General features: G+C 69.3%; 17 protein-coding genes. 9 read left to right on the plus strand and 8 right to left on the minus strand.

Going from position 1 to position 14,622, the window contains the following annotated elements:
* Positions 1–10: 10 nt before the first annotated feature.
* Together OHA77_RS10440 and OHA77_RS10445 are read left to right on the plus strand one after the other, a co-directional pair.
* On the plus strand, positions 11–178 hold the full coding sequence (locus tag OHA77_RS10440) for a hypothetical protein (RefSeq protein WP_406317708.1): 168 nt from the start codon (positions 11–13) through the stop codon (positions 176–178).
* A 14-nt stretch (positions 179–192) separates the two neighbouring features.
* Entirely contained in the window at positions 193–519 is a 327-nt protein-coding gene (locus OHA77_RS10445) for a hypothetical protein (protein WP_406317709.1), read from the plus strand.
* 59 nt (positions 520–578) lie between these two features.
* Here the strand turns inward: OHA77_RS10445 and OHA77_RS10450 are convergent, their stop codons facing one another.
* Positions 579–1,130, minus strand: a complete 552-nt coding sequence (locus tag OHA77_RS10450; RefSeq protein WP_406317710.1) for a TetR/AcrR family transcriptional regulator — start codon at positions 1,128–1,130, stop codon at positions 579–581.
* A gap of 74 nt (positions 1,131–1,204) precedes the next feature.
* Between OHA77_RS10450 and OHA77_RS10455 the strand changes: the two genes are divergently transcribed.
* Positions 1,205–1,606, plus strand: coding sequence for a nuclear transport factor 2 family protein (locus OHA77_RS10455; RefSeq protein ID WP_406317712.1), 402 nt, complete (start codon positions 1,205–1,207; stop codon positions 1,604–1,606).
* A gap of 241 nt (positions 1,607–1,847) precedes the next feature.
* Here the strand turns inward: OHA77_RS10455 and OHA77_RS10460 are convergent, their stop codons facing one another.
* Positions 1,848–2,492 carry a M15 family metallopeptidase gene (locus OHA77_RS10460; RefSeq protein ID WP_406317713.1) on the minus strand — a complete coding sequence of 215 codons (645 nt, stop codon included), beginning with the start codon at positions 2,490–2,492 and terminating at the stop codon, positions 1,848–1,850.
* An 11-nt stretch (positions 2,493–2,503) separates the two neighbouring features.
* Positions 2,504–3,673, minus strand: a complete 1,170-nt coding sequence (locus OHA77_RS10465; protein WP_406317714.1) for an ROK family protein — start codon at positions 3,671–3,673, stop codon at positions 2,504–2,506.
* 222 nt (positions 3,674–3,895) lie between these two features.
* Between OHA77_RS10465 and OHA77_RS10470 the strand changes: the two genes are divergently transcribed.
* The 4 genes from OHA77_RS10470 (at position 3,896) to OHA77_RS10485 (ending at position 8,683) form a co-directional block, all read left to right on the plus strand.
* Positions 3,896–5,224 carry a sugar ABC transporter substrate-binding protein gene (locus OHA77_RS10470; protein WP_406317716.1) on the plus strand — a complete coding sequence of 443 codons (1,329 nt, stop codon included), beginning with the start codon at positions 3,896–3,898 and terminating at the stop codon, positions 5,222–5,224.
* Between the two features lie 4 nt (positions 5,225–5,228).
* Positions 5,229–6,239 carry a carbohydrate ABC transporter permease gene (locus tag OHA77_RS10475; RefSeq protein WP_406317718.1) on the plus strand — a complete coding sequence of 337 codons (1,011 nt, stop codon included), beginning with the start codon at positions 5,229–5,231 and terminating at the stop codon, positions 6,237–6,239.
* Complete coding sequence (locus OHA77_RS10480) at positions 6,239–7,090, plus strand: carbohydrate ABC transporter permease (RefSeq protein ID WP_406317719.1); 852 nt, start codon at positions 6,239–6,241, stop codon at positions 7,088–7,090. Before OHA77_RS10475 ends, OHA77_RS10480 begins: the two co-directional genes overlap by 1 nt.
* A gap of 108 nt (positions 7,091–7,198) precedes the next feature.
* Complete coding sequence (locus OHA77_RS10485) at positions 7,199–8,683, plus strand: glycoside hydrolase family 3 protein (protein WP_406317720.1); 1,485 nt, start codon at positions 7,199–7,201, stop codon at positions 8,681–8,683.
* A 109-nt stretch (positions 8,684–8,792) separates the two neighbouring features.
* Here the strand turns inward: OHA77_RS10485 and OHA77_RS10490 are convergent, their stop codons facing one another.
* The gene (locus OHA77_RS10490) at positions 8,793–9,971 is read right to left on the minus strand and encodes an ROK family transcriptional regulator (protein WP_406317721.1); all 1,179 of its coding nucleotides are present in this window, start codon (positions 9,969–9,971) and stop codon (positions 8,793–8,795) included.
* A 291-nt stretch (positions 9,972–10,262) separates the two neighbouring features.
* Between OHA77_RS10490 and OHA77_RS10495 the strand changes: the two genes are divergently transcribed.
* Both OHA77_RS10495 and OHA77_RS10500 read left to right on the plus strand, forming a co-directional pair.
* Positions 10,263–10,712, plus strand: a complete 450-nt coding sequence (locus OHA77_RS10495; protein WP_326820823.1) for an Rrf2 family transcriptional regulator — start codon at positions 10,263–10,265, stop codon at positions 10,710–10,712.
* A 10-nt stretch (positions 10,713–10,722) separates the two neighbouring features.
* The gene (locus OHA77_RS10500; protein WP_406317722.1) at positions 10,723–11,505 is read left to right on the plus strand and encodes an Fpg/Nei family DNA glycosylase; all 783 of its coding nucleotides are present in this window, start codon (positions 10,723–10,725) and stop codon (positions 11,503–11,505) included.
* Between the two features lie 4 nt (positions 11,506–11,509).
* Here OHA77_RS10500 and OHA77_RS10505 read toward each other — a convergent pair whose 3' ends face one another.
* The 4 genes from OHA77_RS10505 to rimO form a co-directional block, all read right to left on the minus strand.
* Positions 11,510–11,869 carry a helix-turn-helix transcriptional regulator gene (locus OHA77_RS10505; protein WP_326820821.1) on the minus strand — a complete coding sequence of 120 codons (360 nt, stop codon included), beginning with the start codon at positions 11,867–11,869 and terminating at the stop codon, positions 11,510–11,512.
* A gap of 207 nt (positions 11,870–12,076) precedes the next feature.
* A complete protein-coding gene (locus tag OHA77_RS10510; RefSeq protein WP_326820820.1) occupies positions 12,077–12,580 on the minus strand; it encodes a nicotinamide-nucleotide amidohydrolase family protein in 504 nt (167 codons plus the stop codon).
* Positions 12,577–13,182, minus strand: a complete 606-nt coding sequence (gene pgsA, locus OHA77_RS10515) for a CDP-diacylglycerol--glycerol-3-phosphate 3-phosphatidyltransferase (RefSeq protein ID WP_406317724.1) — start codon at positions 13,180–13,182, stop codon at positions 12,577–12,579. Before pgsA ends, OHA77_RS10510 begins: the two co-directional genes overlap by 4 nt.
* A gap of 25 nt (positions 13,183–13,207) precedes the next feature.
* Entirely contained in the window at positions 13,208–14,617 is a 1,410-nt protein-coding gene (gene rimO, locus OHA77_RS10520) for a 30S ribosomal protein S12 methylthiotransferase RimO (RefSeq protein WP_326820818.1), read from the minus strand.
* Between the last annotated feature and the right edge of the window lie 5 nt (positions 14,618–14,622).

The raw sequence follows: 14,622 nt of genomic DNA on the forward strand, positions 1-14,622 counted from the left end.
GGTCTGTTTGATGTCGCGATCAACTTTGCCGATCCGGACCCGTCTGGAGGGCGGATCCGGTAGGAAGACGGTCGTGACGCGCAGGCAACTCACCGACGAACAGTGGACGTTGATCGAGCCGTTCCTGCCGATAGGCGAGTACGGCGGTCGTCGGCCGTCTGTCCGCGACCTCCGCTGAGGAACGTCGCACTGGTGTCCCGGTTTCGGGATCTTGTGCTACTCGGCGAACTGGCCGGCGAGGCCGATCCGGCGTTCCTGGCCACGCCGGAGTTCGCGAGGGCCCGGAAGCAGTGGATCGGACTGCTCGACGGCCTCGTGCGCGACGCCCAGTCCGAGGGGTCGATGCGCGCGGATGTCGGCACAGGCGACATCGTGCTGCTGCTCAACGTCTTCACCTGCCACCTCGCCGAACTGCCCGTGCACGTGGCCGCCCAGCCCGCCAGGTTTCTGCACCTGATGCTCGACGGCCTACGGGCCGGCGGGGCCACCGAACTGCCGGGCGAACCCGCGACTCCGTGACGTGCGCGCCCTCCGCCCCGGCGGAGACGCCCCGACAGCGATCATCGATCGCACTGACGTCACGCCTGGTCGTGCAGGAGCGCGAGCAGGCAGGGGCGCATCAGGCGGTCGATCTCCTCCTGGGACGCGTCGCGCAGGGGATCGAGGTCGAGCAGTTGGTGACCGATGGTGACGCCGATCATGATCGAGGTCACCAGCGCCGCGCGCAGACGGGCGTCGTCGCCGGAAAGGACCGCCCCGACCTGGTCGATCTGCCTGCCCAGCGCGGCCCGGGCGGAGTCGGCCGCCTCGGGGTGGGTGAGCATCGAGCGCATCATCGCCAGTGAGGCCGGGGGCAGCCCGCTCAACTTCACGCCGAGCGTCTCCAACATCCGCTCGATGAGATCCCCGGGCTCCGCGCCCTCCGGCACCGGAGCGTCCTGGACGGCCCGGCTGAACAGCTCCTGCTTGGAGCCGAAGTGCTGCATGACGAGGGCCGGGTCGACTCCCGCCTCCGCGGCGACGGCCCTGATGGTCGTGCGCTCGAAGCCCCGCTCGGCGAACAGTCCGCGCGCCGCTTCGAGGATGCGCCGCTCGGAGCGGCTCCGCCGCTCGGCCCGGGAGAGGTTCACGGAGTGACTCTACAGTCGTTGACCCAATAGGGTCGCACCTATACACTCAACGGTTGTTGAGCAAAGGAGCGGTCATGCAGAACACAGCGGTCGTCACCCGCTATCACGATGCGATGATTCACAAGTCGGCCGACGCCCTCGCGGACCTCTACACCGAGGACGCCGTCCACGAGTTCCCCTTCACCACTCCTGGCCTGCCATCCCGATTCGAGGGGCGCGAGAAGATCCGCGCCGGATACCGGGCCATGTGGGGGGCGTCCCCGGCACGGGTGGAGGAGATCCGCAACGTGGTCACCTACCAGGCCACCGACCCCGAGGTGATCGTCGTCGAGCACGAGGTCGTGGGCACCGCGGGCACCGCAGGCCACCCGTTCCGGGTGCCCGGCCTGCTGGTGCTACGGGTCAGGGACGGCCGCATCGTCCACTGCCGTGACTACATGGACGCCGGTGGAGTCGCCCAGGCCAGAAACGCCTGAACACCGCACCCCGCCCGCCCGGGAAGGCATGTCCCCGGTGACCCGACCGGATGGGGGACGACCCGTGATCACAGGCCGCCCCCGGAAGCCTCCCGCGCGGTGCGGGCCCGTCCGTCTCGCGGCGCGACGGACGGGTCCGCGGCGTCCCAAGGACCGGCCGTCGATCGCCCCCGGCCTGGCGCGGCCCTCTCCCTGACCTCTGGCCTCCTCCCCCATCACGACCATCGGCGGCCGCGCGGGATCAGACGGAGGTGGGACCGTAGACGGCGGAGCCGGCCCCGGTGGTCATGGCCCAGTAGCGGTCGCCGTAGGACCAGTGCCACCACTCGGTGGGGTAGTTGACCAGGCCGGCGGAGCCGAGTGCACGCCCCAGGAGGTCACGGTGGTGACGGGCCTCGGGCGACAGGCCGGGGGCGTCGGTGTAGCACGCGCCGCCGCTCTGCTCCGGGGTGGCGTTGAGCGGGGTGCCCATGTCGAGCTCGTCCCCGTCCTCGGTGCACAGGGTCAGGTCCACCGCCGCGCCCGCGGTGTGCGGCGCGACCTCGACGGGCGAGACGTAGCGACTGGCCGCCACATGGATCTCCTCGGGCGACATTTTCGGAAATGTCACCCGCAATTCCGCCGAGTACTCCTCAAAGATCCGCTGCTGCGCCGCCAGCGGCCGGTAACCCTCCACGACCAGCAGCCGGTACCCGGACGGAAGGTGGGCCTGCGCGCCCTCCAGCCGGACCAGCAGCCCCTCCCGGAGATGGGAGAACGCTCCCCTGGGATCGGCCATCCGCCCGTCCACCCGCAGCCGCCCCCGGACGTCCGTCAACCGCTCTCCGGACTCCTTGACCGGGACCGCGGTGACTCGGGGATCGGAGATCAAAACGATGTCGCGCATAGCGGCAATTCTCACACCGTCTCAGAGAACACCTGTTCCCGGGCCTGCTGAAGTGCCGAATCCAGGGCTCCGCGCAACACCGGATTGCCCTGCACGCCCGTCACCACGACCGCCGGCCGGCTCGGGCAGACCCTGGCCACGGCCTCCTCGACCCTGGCCGCGAGCGCGGTCCCCCCGGCCCGGCCCACGTCACCGCCGAGCACGATCAGCGCCGGATCCAGCACCACGGCCACCGCCGCCACGCCGACCGCCAGTCTCCCTGCCAACTCGTCGAGAAAACCCTCGGCCCCCTCGGCGACGGCCGTACGGACGTAGCCGCCGACGGAGCCGTCGGAACGGGAGGCGATACCGTGCGCGCTCGCCAGGCCGGCTACGGCGTCGCCGCCGACCAGACGCTGGAACGAGCCCGACTGCGGCTCGTTCACGTCGGTGGGGAGCGGCTCCCCGGGGACGGGCAGCCAGCCGATCTCACCCGCGCCGCCGGTGAAACCGCGGTGGACACGTCCGCCGAGCATGACCCCGAGGCCTTGGCCGACTCCCGCCCACACCAGCACGAAGTCGTCCATGCCCAGCGCCGCGCCGTGCGAGCGCTCGGCCAGCGCCGCCAGGTTCACGTCGTTCTCGATCGTCACGGGGACGTCGAGGTCACGCCGGAGCCCGGCGAGCACCCCCTTGTGCCAGGAGGGCAGGTCGAAGGAGAACCTGACGTCGCCGGTGCGGGGATCGACCACGCCTCGGGTGCCGATCACGAAGGCCCGCAGGCCGGCCATGGGGATGTCCCCCGAGGCACATGCCTTCTCGACGGCGCTGCGCACGAGCCGTACCGGGTCGTCGTGGCCGTTGGGATCCACCGACACCTCGGCGACGATCGCGCCGGTGATGTCGGCCACTCCGGCGCTGATCCGGTCCGGCAGCACGTCAAGTCCCACCACGTACGCGCATGACGGCACGACACCGTAGAGCGCGGCGTTGGGACCACGTCCACCGGCCTGCTCACCGACCACGGTGACGAGGTCGCGCTCCTGGAGCCTGGCGAGCAGCTGACCTGCGGTCACCTTTGAGAGCCCGGTATGTTCTCCCAGCTCGGCACGGGTGAGTGGGCCGCTGGACAACAGAAGTTCCAGTGCCGCCCGGTCATTGAGCCGGCGTAGCAACTGAGGCGTTCCCGGATGGCTGGGCAAGGTCGGCTCCCCCCGTCACGATCCGCTAACGATCGTTTCTTTTAAGAAAGTTTATTGTTAGTTTAACCGTAGTCAGCCCGCAGGCAAGTGTCACAGCCGGCCGCGGGATGTCAGAGCGCCGACCGTGAGGAGGCGCCTTCGACCAGGTGCGGCGAGGCACGGGGACCGCGCCGGCACCCGAAGTGCGACCCCGACGCGAAGCCGGGAAGGGAGAACCCCGAAGTGAAAATCACGAAGTTCGCGGTTACGACTGCTACCACCGCCGCCTTGGCCCTGGGCCTCACCGCCTGTGGTTCCACTGATGAGCCCGCCAAGACCGAGTCCCAGGCCGGCGCCTCCGCCGCTGCCAGCGGCCCGAAATATGCCGGTCAGACGCTGACCGTGTGGCGTCTCGGTGACAGCAACCCGGCCGCCCAGAAATATATGGACGAGCTGAACGCGGCCTTCGAGAAGGAGTCCGGTGCCAAGGTCAAGCTGGAGTGGATCCCCTGGCCCCAGGTGAACGACAAGTTCACCGCCTCCGCGGCGGGCGGCGCCGGCCCGGACGTCACCGAGATCGGCAACGACCAGGTGCCGCTCTGGCAGAGCCAGGAGGCACTCTCCCCGGTCACCGCCCTGGTGGAGGCCGGCGACCAGACCGAGATCCCGAAGAACCTGCTCGGCCTGGAGACCATCGACAACGAGGTCTATGCCCTGCCCTGGGGCGCCGGCGCCCGAGCGGTCCTCTACCGCAAGGACTGGTTCGCCGACCTCGGCATCGAGGTTCCGAAGACGTGGGACGAGCTGGTCGCGGCGGCCAAGAAGATCCAGGCCGAGAAGGGCAAGGACGTCGACGGCTTCGCCTTCAACGGCGGCTCCGACGCCAACCACCTGCTCGGCGCGCTCGCCTGGTCCGAGGGCGGCGAGTACGCCCTCAAGGAGGGCGACAAGTGGGTCGGCAAGGTGACCGACCCCAAGTTCAAGGCCGGTTTCGCCACCTACACCGGCCTGGTCACCGACGGTCTGTCCGGCAAGTCGCGTCTCACCCAGAACACGGTGGACATCCGTAAGCGGTTCGCCAACAACAAGGTCGGCATGTACCTGACCGCCGGCTGGGACCTGCCCGGCATCGAGGTGGACAGCAAGGGCAAGCTGAAGGCCGACAAACTGGCCTTCTTCCCGCTCCCCGCCAAGTCCGGCGGCGAGGCCCCGTCCTTCTTCGGCGGCAACGACATCGCCGTCTGGGACGGTGCCAAGAACAAGGAGCTCGCGGCCGACTATCTGAAGCTGGCCACCAACAAGGAGTGGGCCGACCGCTACGCCGCCGAAGGCGGTCTGCTGCCGATCTACCCCGAGGCGCTGGCGAAGCTGAGCTCGGACCCGGCGCAGGCTCCGTTCGCGGCGGCCTTCGCCAAGGCCAAGGCCTTCCCCGCCGACCCCAACTGGACCGAGGCCAACGAGACCAAGGCCGTGCTGCAGAACGCCGCGCGCTCCGTGATCGAGGGCAAGGCCACCCCGGACGAGGCTCTCACCAAGGCCAACGGGGAAATCGAAGAGATCCTGAACCAGTAGACACATGACAAACACGTCTACGATCGCCCGGGGCGGAGGCAATCCCTCCGCCTCGGGGCGGCGCCGCAGTCCGCAGCGACCCGTCAAGGCCAGCGGGCTCCCTCCCAAGGCCATCCCGTACGTCCTGCTCGTTCCCGGCCTGCTGGTGATCGCCGGGCTGCTGCTCTACCCGCTGTTCCAGATGATCGTCATTTCCTTCCAGAAGGTCGGCATCCCCCAGATCAACGGCAAGAAGCCGGCGACCTGGGTGGGCTGGGACAACTACACCAAGATCCTCGACAACGAGGTCTTCTGGTCCTCCCTCCGCAACACCGTCGTGTTCGCCGTCGTCACGGTGACTCTGACGCTGGTCCTCGGGACCGCGGTCGGCACCCTGCTCAACAAGCTGGGCACGAAGATGTCCACGTTCGTGGTCGTCGGCATCATGTCCGCCTGGGCCGTGCCACCGGTCGCCCAGGGCGTCATCTGGCGGTGGCTCTTCGACGCCGACGCCGGGATGATCAACTGGGCGCTCAACCTGCTCCCCGACGGGCTGTCCGACCTGCTGTTCGGCCGGGCCGACTGGACCGGCGAGCCCTGGCTGAACGACGCGATCACCGTCTACCTGGTGCTGGTCCTCTGCGTGGTCTGGGCGTCGTTCCCGTTCATCGCGGTGTCGGTGCTGGCCGGTCTCAAGGGCATCCCCGCAGAGCTCTACGAGGCGGCCAGAGTTGACGGGGCCACCCCCTGGCGGACCTTCCGGAAGATCACTTTCCCACTGCTCAAGCCGGTCTTCTCGGTGCTGACGATCCTGTCCATCATCTGGAACTTCAAGGTCTTCAGCCAGCTCTACGTGCTGATGAACGGGCCGACCAACCGCGAGGCGTTCAACCTGTCCATGTTCTCCTTCGCCGAGGCCTTCCGCAGCCCGCCGAAGATGGGCACCGGAGCGGCGATCGCGGTGATCCTGACGCTGCTCCTGCTCGTCGTCACCGCCGTCTACGTCCGGCAGATCGTGAAGACGGAGGAGATGTGATGACCCCGCTCGCACGCAAGCGTCTCGGGAAGATCGCGCTCAACACGGCCGGCGTCCTGGTCTTCGTCTTCGCGGTGTTCCCCGTCTACTGGATGGTCTCGACCTCCTTCAAGACCAACGACCAGATCTTCACGACGGACTTCATCCCGTTCCCCACGCAGTTCACCTTCGAACACCTGGACCGGGTGCTCAGCGAGGGCGTGGCGGGCAACTCCATCTGGCTCTACATGCGCAACAGCGCGATCGTCGCCCTGGGTACCGTGCTCATCGGCGCCGTCTTCGCACTGCTGGCGGCCACCGCCATCGCCCGCTTCACGTTCAAGGGCCGCAGCAGCTTCCTGGTCCTGCTGCTCATCGTCCAGATGATCCCGTCCGAGGCCCTGCTCATCCCGCTCTTCCTCAACGTCAAGCGGCTCGGCCTCTACGACCAGCTGCTGGGCCTGATCGTCATCAACGTCGGCCTGACCCTCCCCTTCGGCATCTGGATGCTGCGCACGTTCGTCGCCGCGGTGCCCAAGTCTCTGGAGGAGGCCGCCTGGATCGACGGCGCCAGCCGGCTGATGACCTTCTGGAAGATCCTGTTCCCGCTGGTGGCTCCCGGCCTGGTGGCGACGAGCATCTTCTCGTTCATCACCGCCTGGAACGAGCTGATCTTCGCGCTCATCCTGATGTCCGACTCCTCGGGCTACACGATGCCGGTCGCGCTGCAGTTCTTCTTCGGGCAGCGAGGGACCGACTGGGGCGCCATCATGGCCGGCTCCACGATGATGACCATCCCCGTCGTCATCTTCTTCCTCCTGGTGCAGCGGCGGATGGTCACCGGCCTCGTCGCGGGCGCCGTCAAGGGCTGAACCCCTTCCCATCGGCACCGGTACGGCTCCGCGTCCACAAGGCGCGAGCCGTACCGGCCAGGCCACATCCGACATCCGCCAACCTCAGGTAAGGAATCACCCAGCGCCATGTCTGAGCACCTCGCGGACCCCAGCGACCAGGGACTGCGCCGTCTCGCAGCCGGCACCCTGCTCGTCGCCTTCCAGGGCGTCACCCCTCCCGAATGGGTCCTACGGGAGCTTGCGGGCGGCCTGGGCGGCGTCACCCTCTTCGGCTTCAACGTCGCCGACCCCGTGCAGCTCTCCACGCTCACCGCTCGCCTGCGCGAGGCAGGCGAGCCGGTCATCTCACTGGACGAGGAGGGCGGCGACGTCACCCGGCTCGACTACCACGTGGGCAGCCCCTACCCCGGCAACGCCGCCCTGGGCGCCGTCGACGACGTCGAGCTGACCCGGCGCGTCTACCGGTCCATCGGCGACGACCTGGCGCGGTGCGGCGTCAACCTGGACATGGCCCCGTCCGCCGACGTGAACACCGCCGACGACAATCCGGTGATCGGAACCCGCTCCTTCGGGCCGGACACCGCACTGGTCGCCCGGCACACCGTCGCGGCCGTCCACGGCCTGCAGTCGGCCCAGGTGGCCGCCTGCGTCAAGCACTTCCCCGGGCACGGCGCCACCCGGCAGGACTCCCATCTGGAGATCCCGCTCGTCGACGCCTCCATCGAGCTGCTGCGCGAACGCGAACTGGCGCCCTTCCGCGCCGCGATCGGCGCTGGGACCAAGTCGGTCATGACCGCGCACGTCCGCGTCCCCGCCCTGACCGGTACGGCCCCCGCCACCCTGTCGGCGGCCGCGCTGACCGGTCTGCTGCGCGGCGAGATGGGTTACGACGGCGTGGTCGTCACCGACGCCCTCGACATGCGCGCCATCACCGAGAGCGTCGGCCTGGCCGGCGGCGCGGTGCTCTCGCTCGCCGCCGGGGCCGATCTCCTCTGTCTGGGCCCGCTACCGACCGAGAACGATGTCCGCCGGATCGTCGACGAGATCGTCGCCGCGGTGGGGGACGGGCGGCTGCCCGCTGCCAGGCTGGAGGCCGCGGCCGAGCGCGTGGCCCGCCTCCGTGCCTGGTCCGGCGCGCCCCGGACGGGCCGGGCCGAGGAGAGCGTGATCGGCCTGACCGCGGCCCGTCGCGCGGTCACCCTCACCGGCTCCGCGGCCCCGCTGGTCGACCCGCTGGTAGTCGAGGTGGACACCCCGCCGACCATCGCCGTCGGCGACGTACCGTGGGGATTCGCGCTCCTGATGCCGCAGGCGGAGGTCGTCCGGGTCAGACCGGAGGCCGCGGACGTGCCGGCCATTCTGGAACGTGCCGTCGGCCGTTCCCTGGTCGTCGTGGTCAAGGACGCCCACCGCTACGAGAGCAGCCAGACGGTGGTGTCGGCGCTGCTGGCCACCCGTCCGGACGCCACGGTCGTGGAGATGGGCCTGCCGATCTGGCGCCCCGAGGGTGCGACCTATCTGGCCACGTACGGCGCGGCCCGTGCCAACGCCCAGGCTGCGGCTGAAATCCTGGCCGGTCACTCTTCGACGGCCCCCGCCGGCTCGCGCTGAAGCGGCTCCGGCACCGCAAAGGTCTCCGCTGACCGCAGGCGAGCGGCACAAACCGTACGGAACCCGTCGGGACGCCCCGCCCGACCGTCCACATCCGCGGCCAGGTCCCTCAGGACGCGAAGATCTCCTCCCGCGCCTGATCCAGGGCGGCGAGCACGGCACCGCGCAGCACCGGGTTCCCCTCCACCTCGCTGACCACCACCTGGGGGCGGACCGGGCAGATCCGGGCCACCGCCTCCTCGATCCTGGAGGTCAGCGCGCCGCCGCCCGCCTGGCTGATCTCGCCGGCCAGCACCACGAGCCCGGGGTCGAGCACGACGGAGACCGACGCCACTCCCAGCGCCAGCCGCCCGGCGATCTCGTCCAGCAGCGGCTCGCCACGCTTCCCCGCCGCCACGACCGCCGCCACGCACTCGGCGGCGCCGGCTCCCCCGAAGCCGTAGGTGGCGGCGAGTTCGGTGACCGCTTCGGCACTGACCAGTGACTGCAGACCGCCGGCCAGCGAGGGCAGCCGCCCGGGCACCGCCCGCACGTCCGCGGCCAGCGGCACACCGGGCACCGGAAGATAGCCGATCTCACCCGCGCTGCCGGACCGGCCGCGGTGCAGACGGCCGCCGAGCACGACGCCCAGGCCGATGCCGCGGCCTACCCAGAGCAGTACGAAGTCGTCGACGCCACGCGCCGCGCCGAGGGCACGCTCAGCGACGGCGACGAGGTTCACATCGTTTTCGATCCTTACATCGCGGCGCAGGTCACGGGCGAGCGCCTCATGGATGCCCTCGTGCCAACCCGGCAGGTCGAAGGAGAACCGCACGTCCCCGGTCCGGGGATCGACCACACCCGGCGTGCCGATCACGACCGTCCGCAGCTTGGACAGCGCGACCTTGGCCGAACGGCACGCCTTGACGACCGCACTGTGCACGAGGGCGACCGGGTCGTCGTGCCCGTTCGGTGCGACCGCCACCTCGGAGACGATCTCGCCGTGGATGTCCGCGATGGCGGTGGTGACGAATTCCGGGCCGACATCCAGGCCCGCTACATAAGCAGAGGACGGAATGATTCCATAAAGTGCTGCGTTCGGCCCCCTACCGCCCGCCTGCTCCCCCGTCACCTCGACCAGCCCGCGTCCCTCCAACCGGGCCAGCGTCTGCGACGCCGTCACTTTGGAAAGGCCGGTGAGCTCACCGATCTGGCCCCGTGTCAGCGGTCCCGAGTCGAACAACAGCTCCAGGGCGGCCCGGTCGTTGATCTCCCTCAGCAGCCTGGGCACGCCAGGACGTCGCTCCATACGCATGCTCTCTTGTCCGCCGTTTCCCCGTCAGCTTCACATTCGTACAAGAATAGCGATCCTATTCATTAATAAAGCTTCCTGATAGTTCAGCCCCGCGCATGGCAGTCGAGGGGGTCGCGGAGGCGCCCCCGCCGCACTGTCCGGCCGCCGGACCCGTCTCGGCCGGACAGCCTCTCCGTCCACCGATCCGGTGCCGATCCGCCGGTGAGGGCGGGGAGCGACAGACACGATCGGTTCTCTTGCGACCTCACGCCTAAGCAGTCAATAGCAGGCGGGATAATCGACTACATGCGCCTATCCGCTCGTGTCGACTATGCCCTGCGCGCCGCCGCCGAACTCGCCGCCGCCGGTGACGGACCAACCACCGTGGGTGAGCTGGCAAAAGAGCAGGACATGCCTCCCAAGTACCTGGAGAACATCCTCCTGCAGATGCGCCGGGCCGGGCTGGTCCGCGGCCAGCGCGGCCCCGAGGGCGGCTACGTTCTGGCCCGTCCCGCCACTGAGATCACTCTGGCCGATGTGATCCGGGCCGTGGACGGCCCGCTGGCCAATGTGCGGGGCGAACGGCCCGAGCACGTCGGCTATCGGGGACCCGCGGAGTCGTTGCAGCAGGTCTGGATCGCACTGCGGGCCAGCGAGCGGGCGATCCTGGAGGAGGTCACGCTGGCCGGCGTGGCCACCGGAACGCTGCCGGAGCGTGTCCGCCAGCTCGCCGCCGATCCCGCCGCATGGGACTGATCGGGATCTCGTGCCCGAGGGCGACGTCGTCTACCGCACCGCGAGGCGGCTCGGCCAGGCGCTGGACGGCCGACCGCTGACGCGTTCCGACTTCCGAGTGCCGCGTTATGCCACCGCCGACCTCACCGGCCGGGCCGTGCTGGAGACCGTTTCGCGCGGCAAACACCTGCTCACCCGGATCGAAGGCGCTCTGACCCTCCACACGCACCTGCGGATGGAGGGGAGCTGGCAGATCGCCCCCGCCGGCCGCCCACTGCCCCCGGGCGACGTGGTGCGCCTGGTGCTGGCCAATGACGAATGGCAGGCGGTGGGAGTACGGCTGGGCGTGGTCGACCTGGTGGCGACGGCTGAGGAGGATCGGCTGGTCGGGCATCTCGGCCCCGACCCGCTCGGACCCGACTGGGATCCGGTGGAGGCCGTACGGCGTCTGGCGGGGAGACCCGGGCTGACCGTCGGGGAGGCGCTGCTCGACCAGCGCAACCTGGCCGGCCTCGGCACCGTCTATCGGGCCGAGACGTTGTTTCTCACGAAGATCTCGCCGTGGCGGCCCGTGGAAGCGGTCGAGGACATGGGAGTGGTGGTGCGGCTCGCGCAGAAACTGCTGCACGCCAACAGAGAGCGCAGCAGCAGGACGACAACCGGTGATCTCCGTCCGGGGCGGGGCACCTGGGTCTATGGCAGGGCGGGAAGACCGTGCCTACGCTGCGGGCATCGGGTCAGTCGTGGAGAGATGGGGGCACAGTCGCAGGAACGGCTGATCTTCTGGTGCCGTCACTGTCAGCCGGCCGGTTAGGCGGTCAGGCGGCGACCATATCGTTGACCTCTGGGAACACGGAATCTGCAATGGCACTGGGCACGGTCTCGGCGATCGGCAGACGCTCCCGCTCGGGGACATCGCCGGAGAGCACCGGGGCGTGCTGAAGCTCGGCCAGTGCGAACTGGTCGGACACTTCGCGGAGCACCTGTGAAAGCGGCACGCCAAGGGCGCCGCAGATTGACGCGAGTAGCTCGGAAGAGGCCTCCTTCTGACCGCGCTCCACCTCGGACAGATATCCGAGAGAGACACGGGCAAGTGTGGACACCTCACGCAAGGTGCGACTCTGCCGCACCCGCAGCCGCCGCAACACGTCGCCGAGCAGCTGACGCAGCAGGACCATCTGTCGCTCCCTCCCCGGTGCGGGTGTCTTCGCGACACTCCGCGCGATCGGTTCGTGCTGCCCGTTCTTTGAACGCGACCCTTGGTACATACTCCTCGCCGTCATCATCGCTTGACCTTTACCTCACTCACATCTCCACCGTACCCGTATCCACCGACACCGCGGCAGACCGTGGTGAGCATGTTCGCTGGGGACGTAACACAGTAATCACCCGAAATGTTCCCCCACGTTCGCCTCCAGCACACCTTGAAGTAGGTCCACGGCCTCATTCACCGTCGCCTGCCGGATCTCCTCGCGCGTTCCGACAAGAAGGACATCCCGGTGCCATACCCGCCCATCGGGACCACTAACGGCCAGATGCACGGTGCCTACCGGTCTGCCGTCCTGCGGGTCCGGACCGGCCACCCCGGTTGCGGACAGGCCATAGGTGGAGCCGGTGAGCTCACGCACGCCGGTCGCCATCGCCGCCGCGACCTGTGGATGCACGGCCCCCTCACGCTCCAGCAGCTCCGCTGGAACCCCCAGCAGGCGGTGCTTGAGCTCGGTGGCATAGGAGATGACTCCGCCCACGAAGGCCGCCGACGCCCCGGAGGGGCCGGTGAGCGCCGCGCCGATCAGTCCGGCCGTCAGGGACTCGGCGACCGCGACCGTCTCGCCCCGGCGGACGAGCAGCGAGAGCACGGTGGTGGCGGCCAGCAGACGGTGACTCATTGGGCGCGCGCCCGTTTCGCCACCTGCCGCAGCTTGAGCGCGCGGACCACGTAATCGAGCCCGGTGGCCACGGTCACGACAGTGGCGGCACCCATCACGGCCCAGCGGATCGGCTCGGGCACCCCCGGCCACATATAGGAGACGATCGCCGCGATCTGCAGGACGGTCTTCACCTTGCCGCCGTAACTGGCGGGGATGACACCGTGCCTGATGACCGCGAAGCGCAGGAGGGTGACCCCCACCTCCCTGCCGAGGATCACGACGGTGATCCACCAGGACAGCTCGTCCAGGACCGAGAGACTGATCAGTGCCGCGCCGATCAGCGCCTTGTCCGCGATCGGATCAGCGATCTTCCCGAAGTCGGTGACCAGCCCGTAACGGCGGGCCAGCTCACCGTCGAGCAGGTCGGTGAGCGAGGCCACCAGGAAGACCACCAGGGCGGCGACCCGCCAGCCGGAACCCGGCAGGAAGAGGCAGACCACGAAGAACGGAACCATCGCCAGTCGTATCACCGTGACGACGTTGGCGATGTTCCACACACTCACCTTGGGGTGCGCAGCCGCCTCGGTCGGGTCGGTGCCGGTCTCTGGCGTGTTGGTCATACGCTCTCCCGGCCCGGCGGCGCGTTCATGGTGCCGCCTTGATGCGGGCGATCAGGTCGACCCCTTCGGAGTCGACCACGATGGCCCGGACGATCTGACCGGGGACCAGGCCGATGCCCTGGACCGTGACAGAACCGTCGACCTCCGGCCCCTGGTGGGCCGCGCGGCCCTCGTAGCCGCCGTCACCGAGATCCTCCTCGATGAGGACGTCCACCTCGGTGCCGATCCGCTCCTCGGCCCGCTGGGCCATGAGCTCCTCGGCCAGCTCGGTGAGCGCACTCACGCGGGCGTCGACGGTCTCCTGGTCCAACTTCCCGGGCAGCACGGCCGCCTCGGTGCCGTCCTCGTCGGAGTAGCCGAAGACACCGATCACGTCGAGCCTGGCCTCCTGGAGGAAGGCCACCAGCTCGCCGAACTCCTCCTCGGTCTCGCCGGGGAAGCCCACGATGAAGTTGGAGCGCACACCCGCCTCGGGGGCGGTCTCCCGGACCGTCTCCAGCAGTCCGAGGAAGCGCTTGGGGTCGCCGAAACGGCGCATCCGGCGCAGCACCGAGCCGCTGGCGTGCTGGAAGGAGAGATCGAAGTAGGGGGCCACGCCCTCGGTTGAGGCGATCATCTCCAGCAGGCCCGGACGAAGCTCGGCGGGCTGCAGGTAGCTGACCCGCACCCGCTCGATGCCCTCGACGGCGGCCAGGGAGGGGAGCAGCTTCTCCAGCGCCCGAAGGTCGCCGAGGTCCTTGCCGTAGGAGGTGGAGTTCTCGCTGACCAGCACGAGCTCCTTGACCCCCTGCTCGGCCAGCCAGGCGGCCTCGCCGAGCAGCTCGGCGGGATCACGTGAGACGTAGGCGCCACGGAAGGCGGGGATGGCGCAGAACGTGCAGCGCCGGTCACAGCCGGAGGCCAGCTTCAGCGAGGCCACCGGCCCGTCGCCGAGTCGCTTGCGCAGCGGCCGGGGGCCACTGGCCGGGGCCACGCCCTCGGGTAGCTCGCCGTGGCCGGGGATGTTGGTCTTGGGGGCGGCGGCACGCTCGACCGGAGAGATGGGGAGCAGGGTCCTGCGGTCGCGGGGACTGTGCGGGACGAGCGATCTGCCCGCCAGCACGTCGTCCAGACGCGTGCCGATCTGAGTGTAATCGTCGAAGGAGATGACAGCCGCCGCTTCGGGCAGCGCGTCGGCGAGCTGGTCGCCGTAACGCTCGGCCATACAGCCCGCGGCGACCACCTTGGCGCCGGAGTCGGCTGCGGCGAGCAGCGTGTCGATGGAGTCCTTTTTCGCTGAGTCGATGAAGCCGCAGGTGTTGACGACGATGACATCGGGATCGTCGTCGCCCACCTGCCAACCGGCAGCCTCAAGACGCGCGGCGAGCTCCTCGGAGTCGACCTCGTTGCGCGCGCAGCCCAGTGTGATCAGCGATGCGGTTCGGCGGGATGACATGGTGA

Source organism: Streptosporangium sp. NBC_01639 (genome assembly GCF_045209755.1).
Lineage (GTDB): Bacteria > Actinomycetota > Actinomycetes > Streptosporangiales > Streptosporangiaceae > Streptosporangium.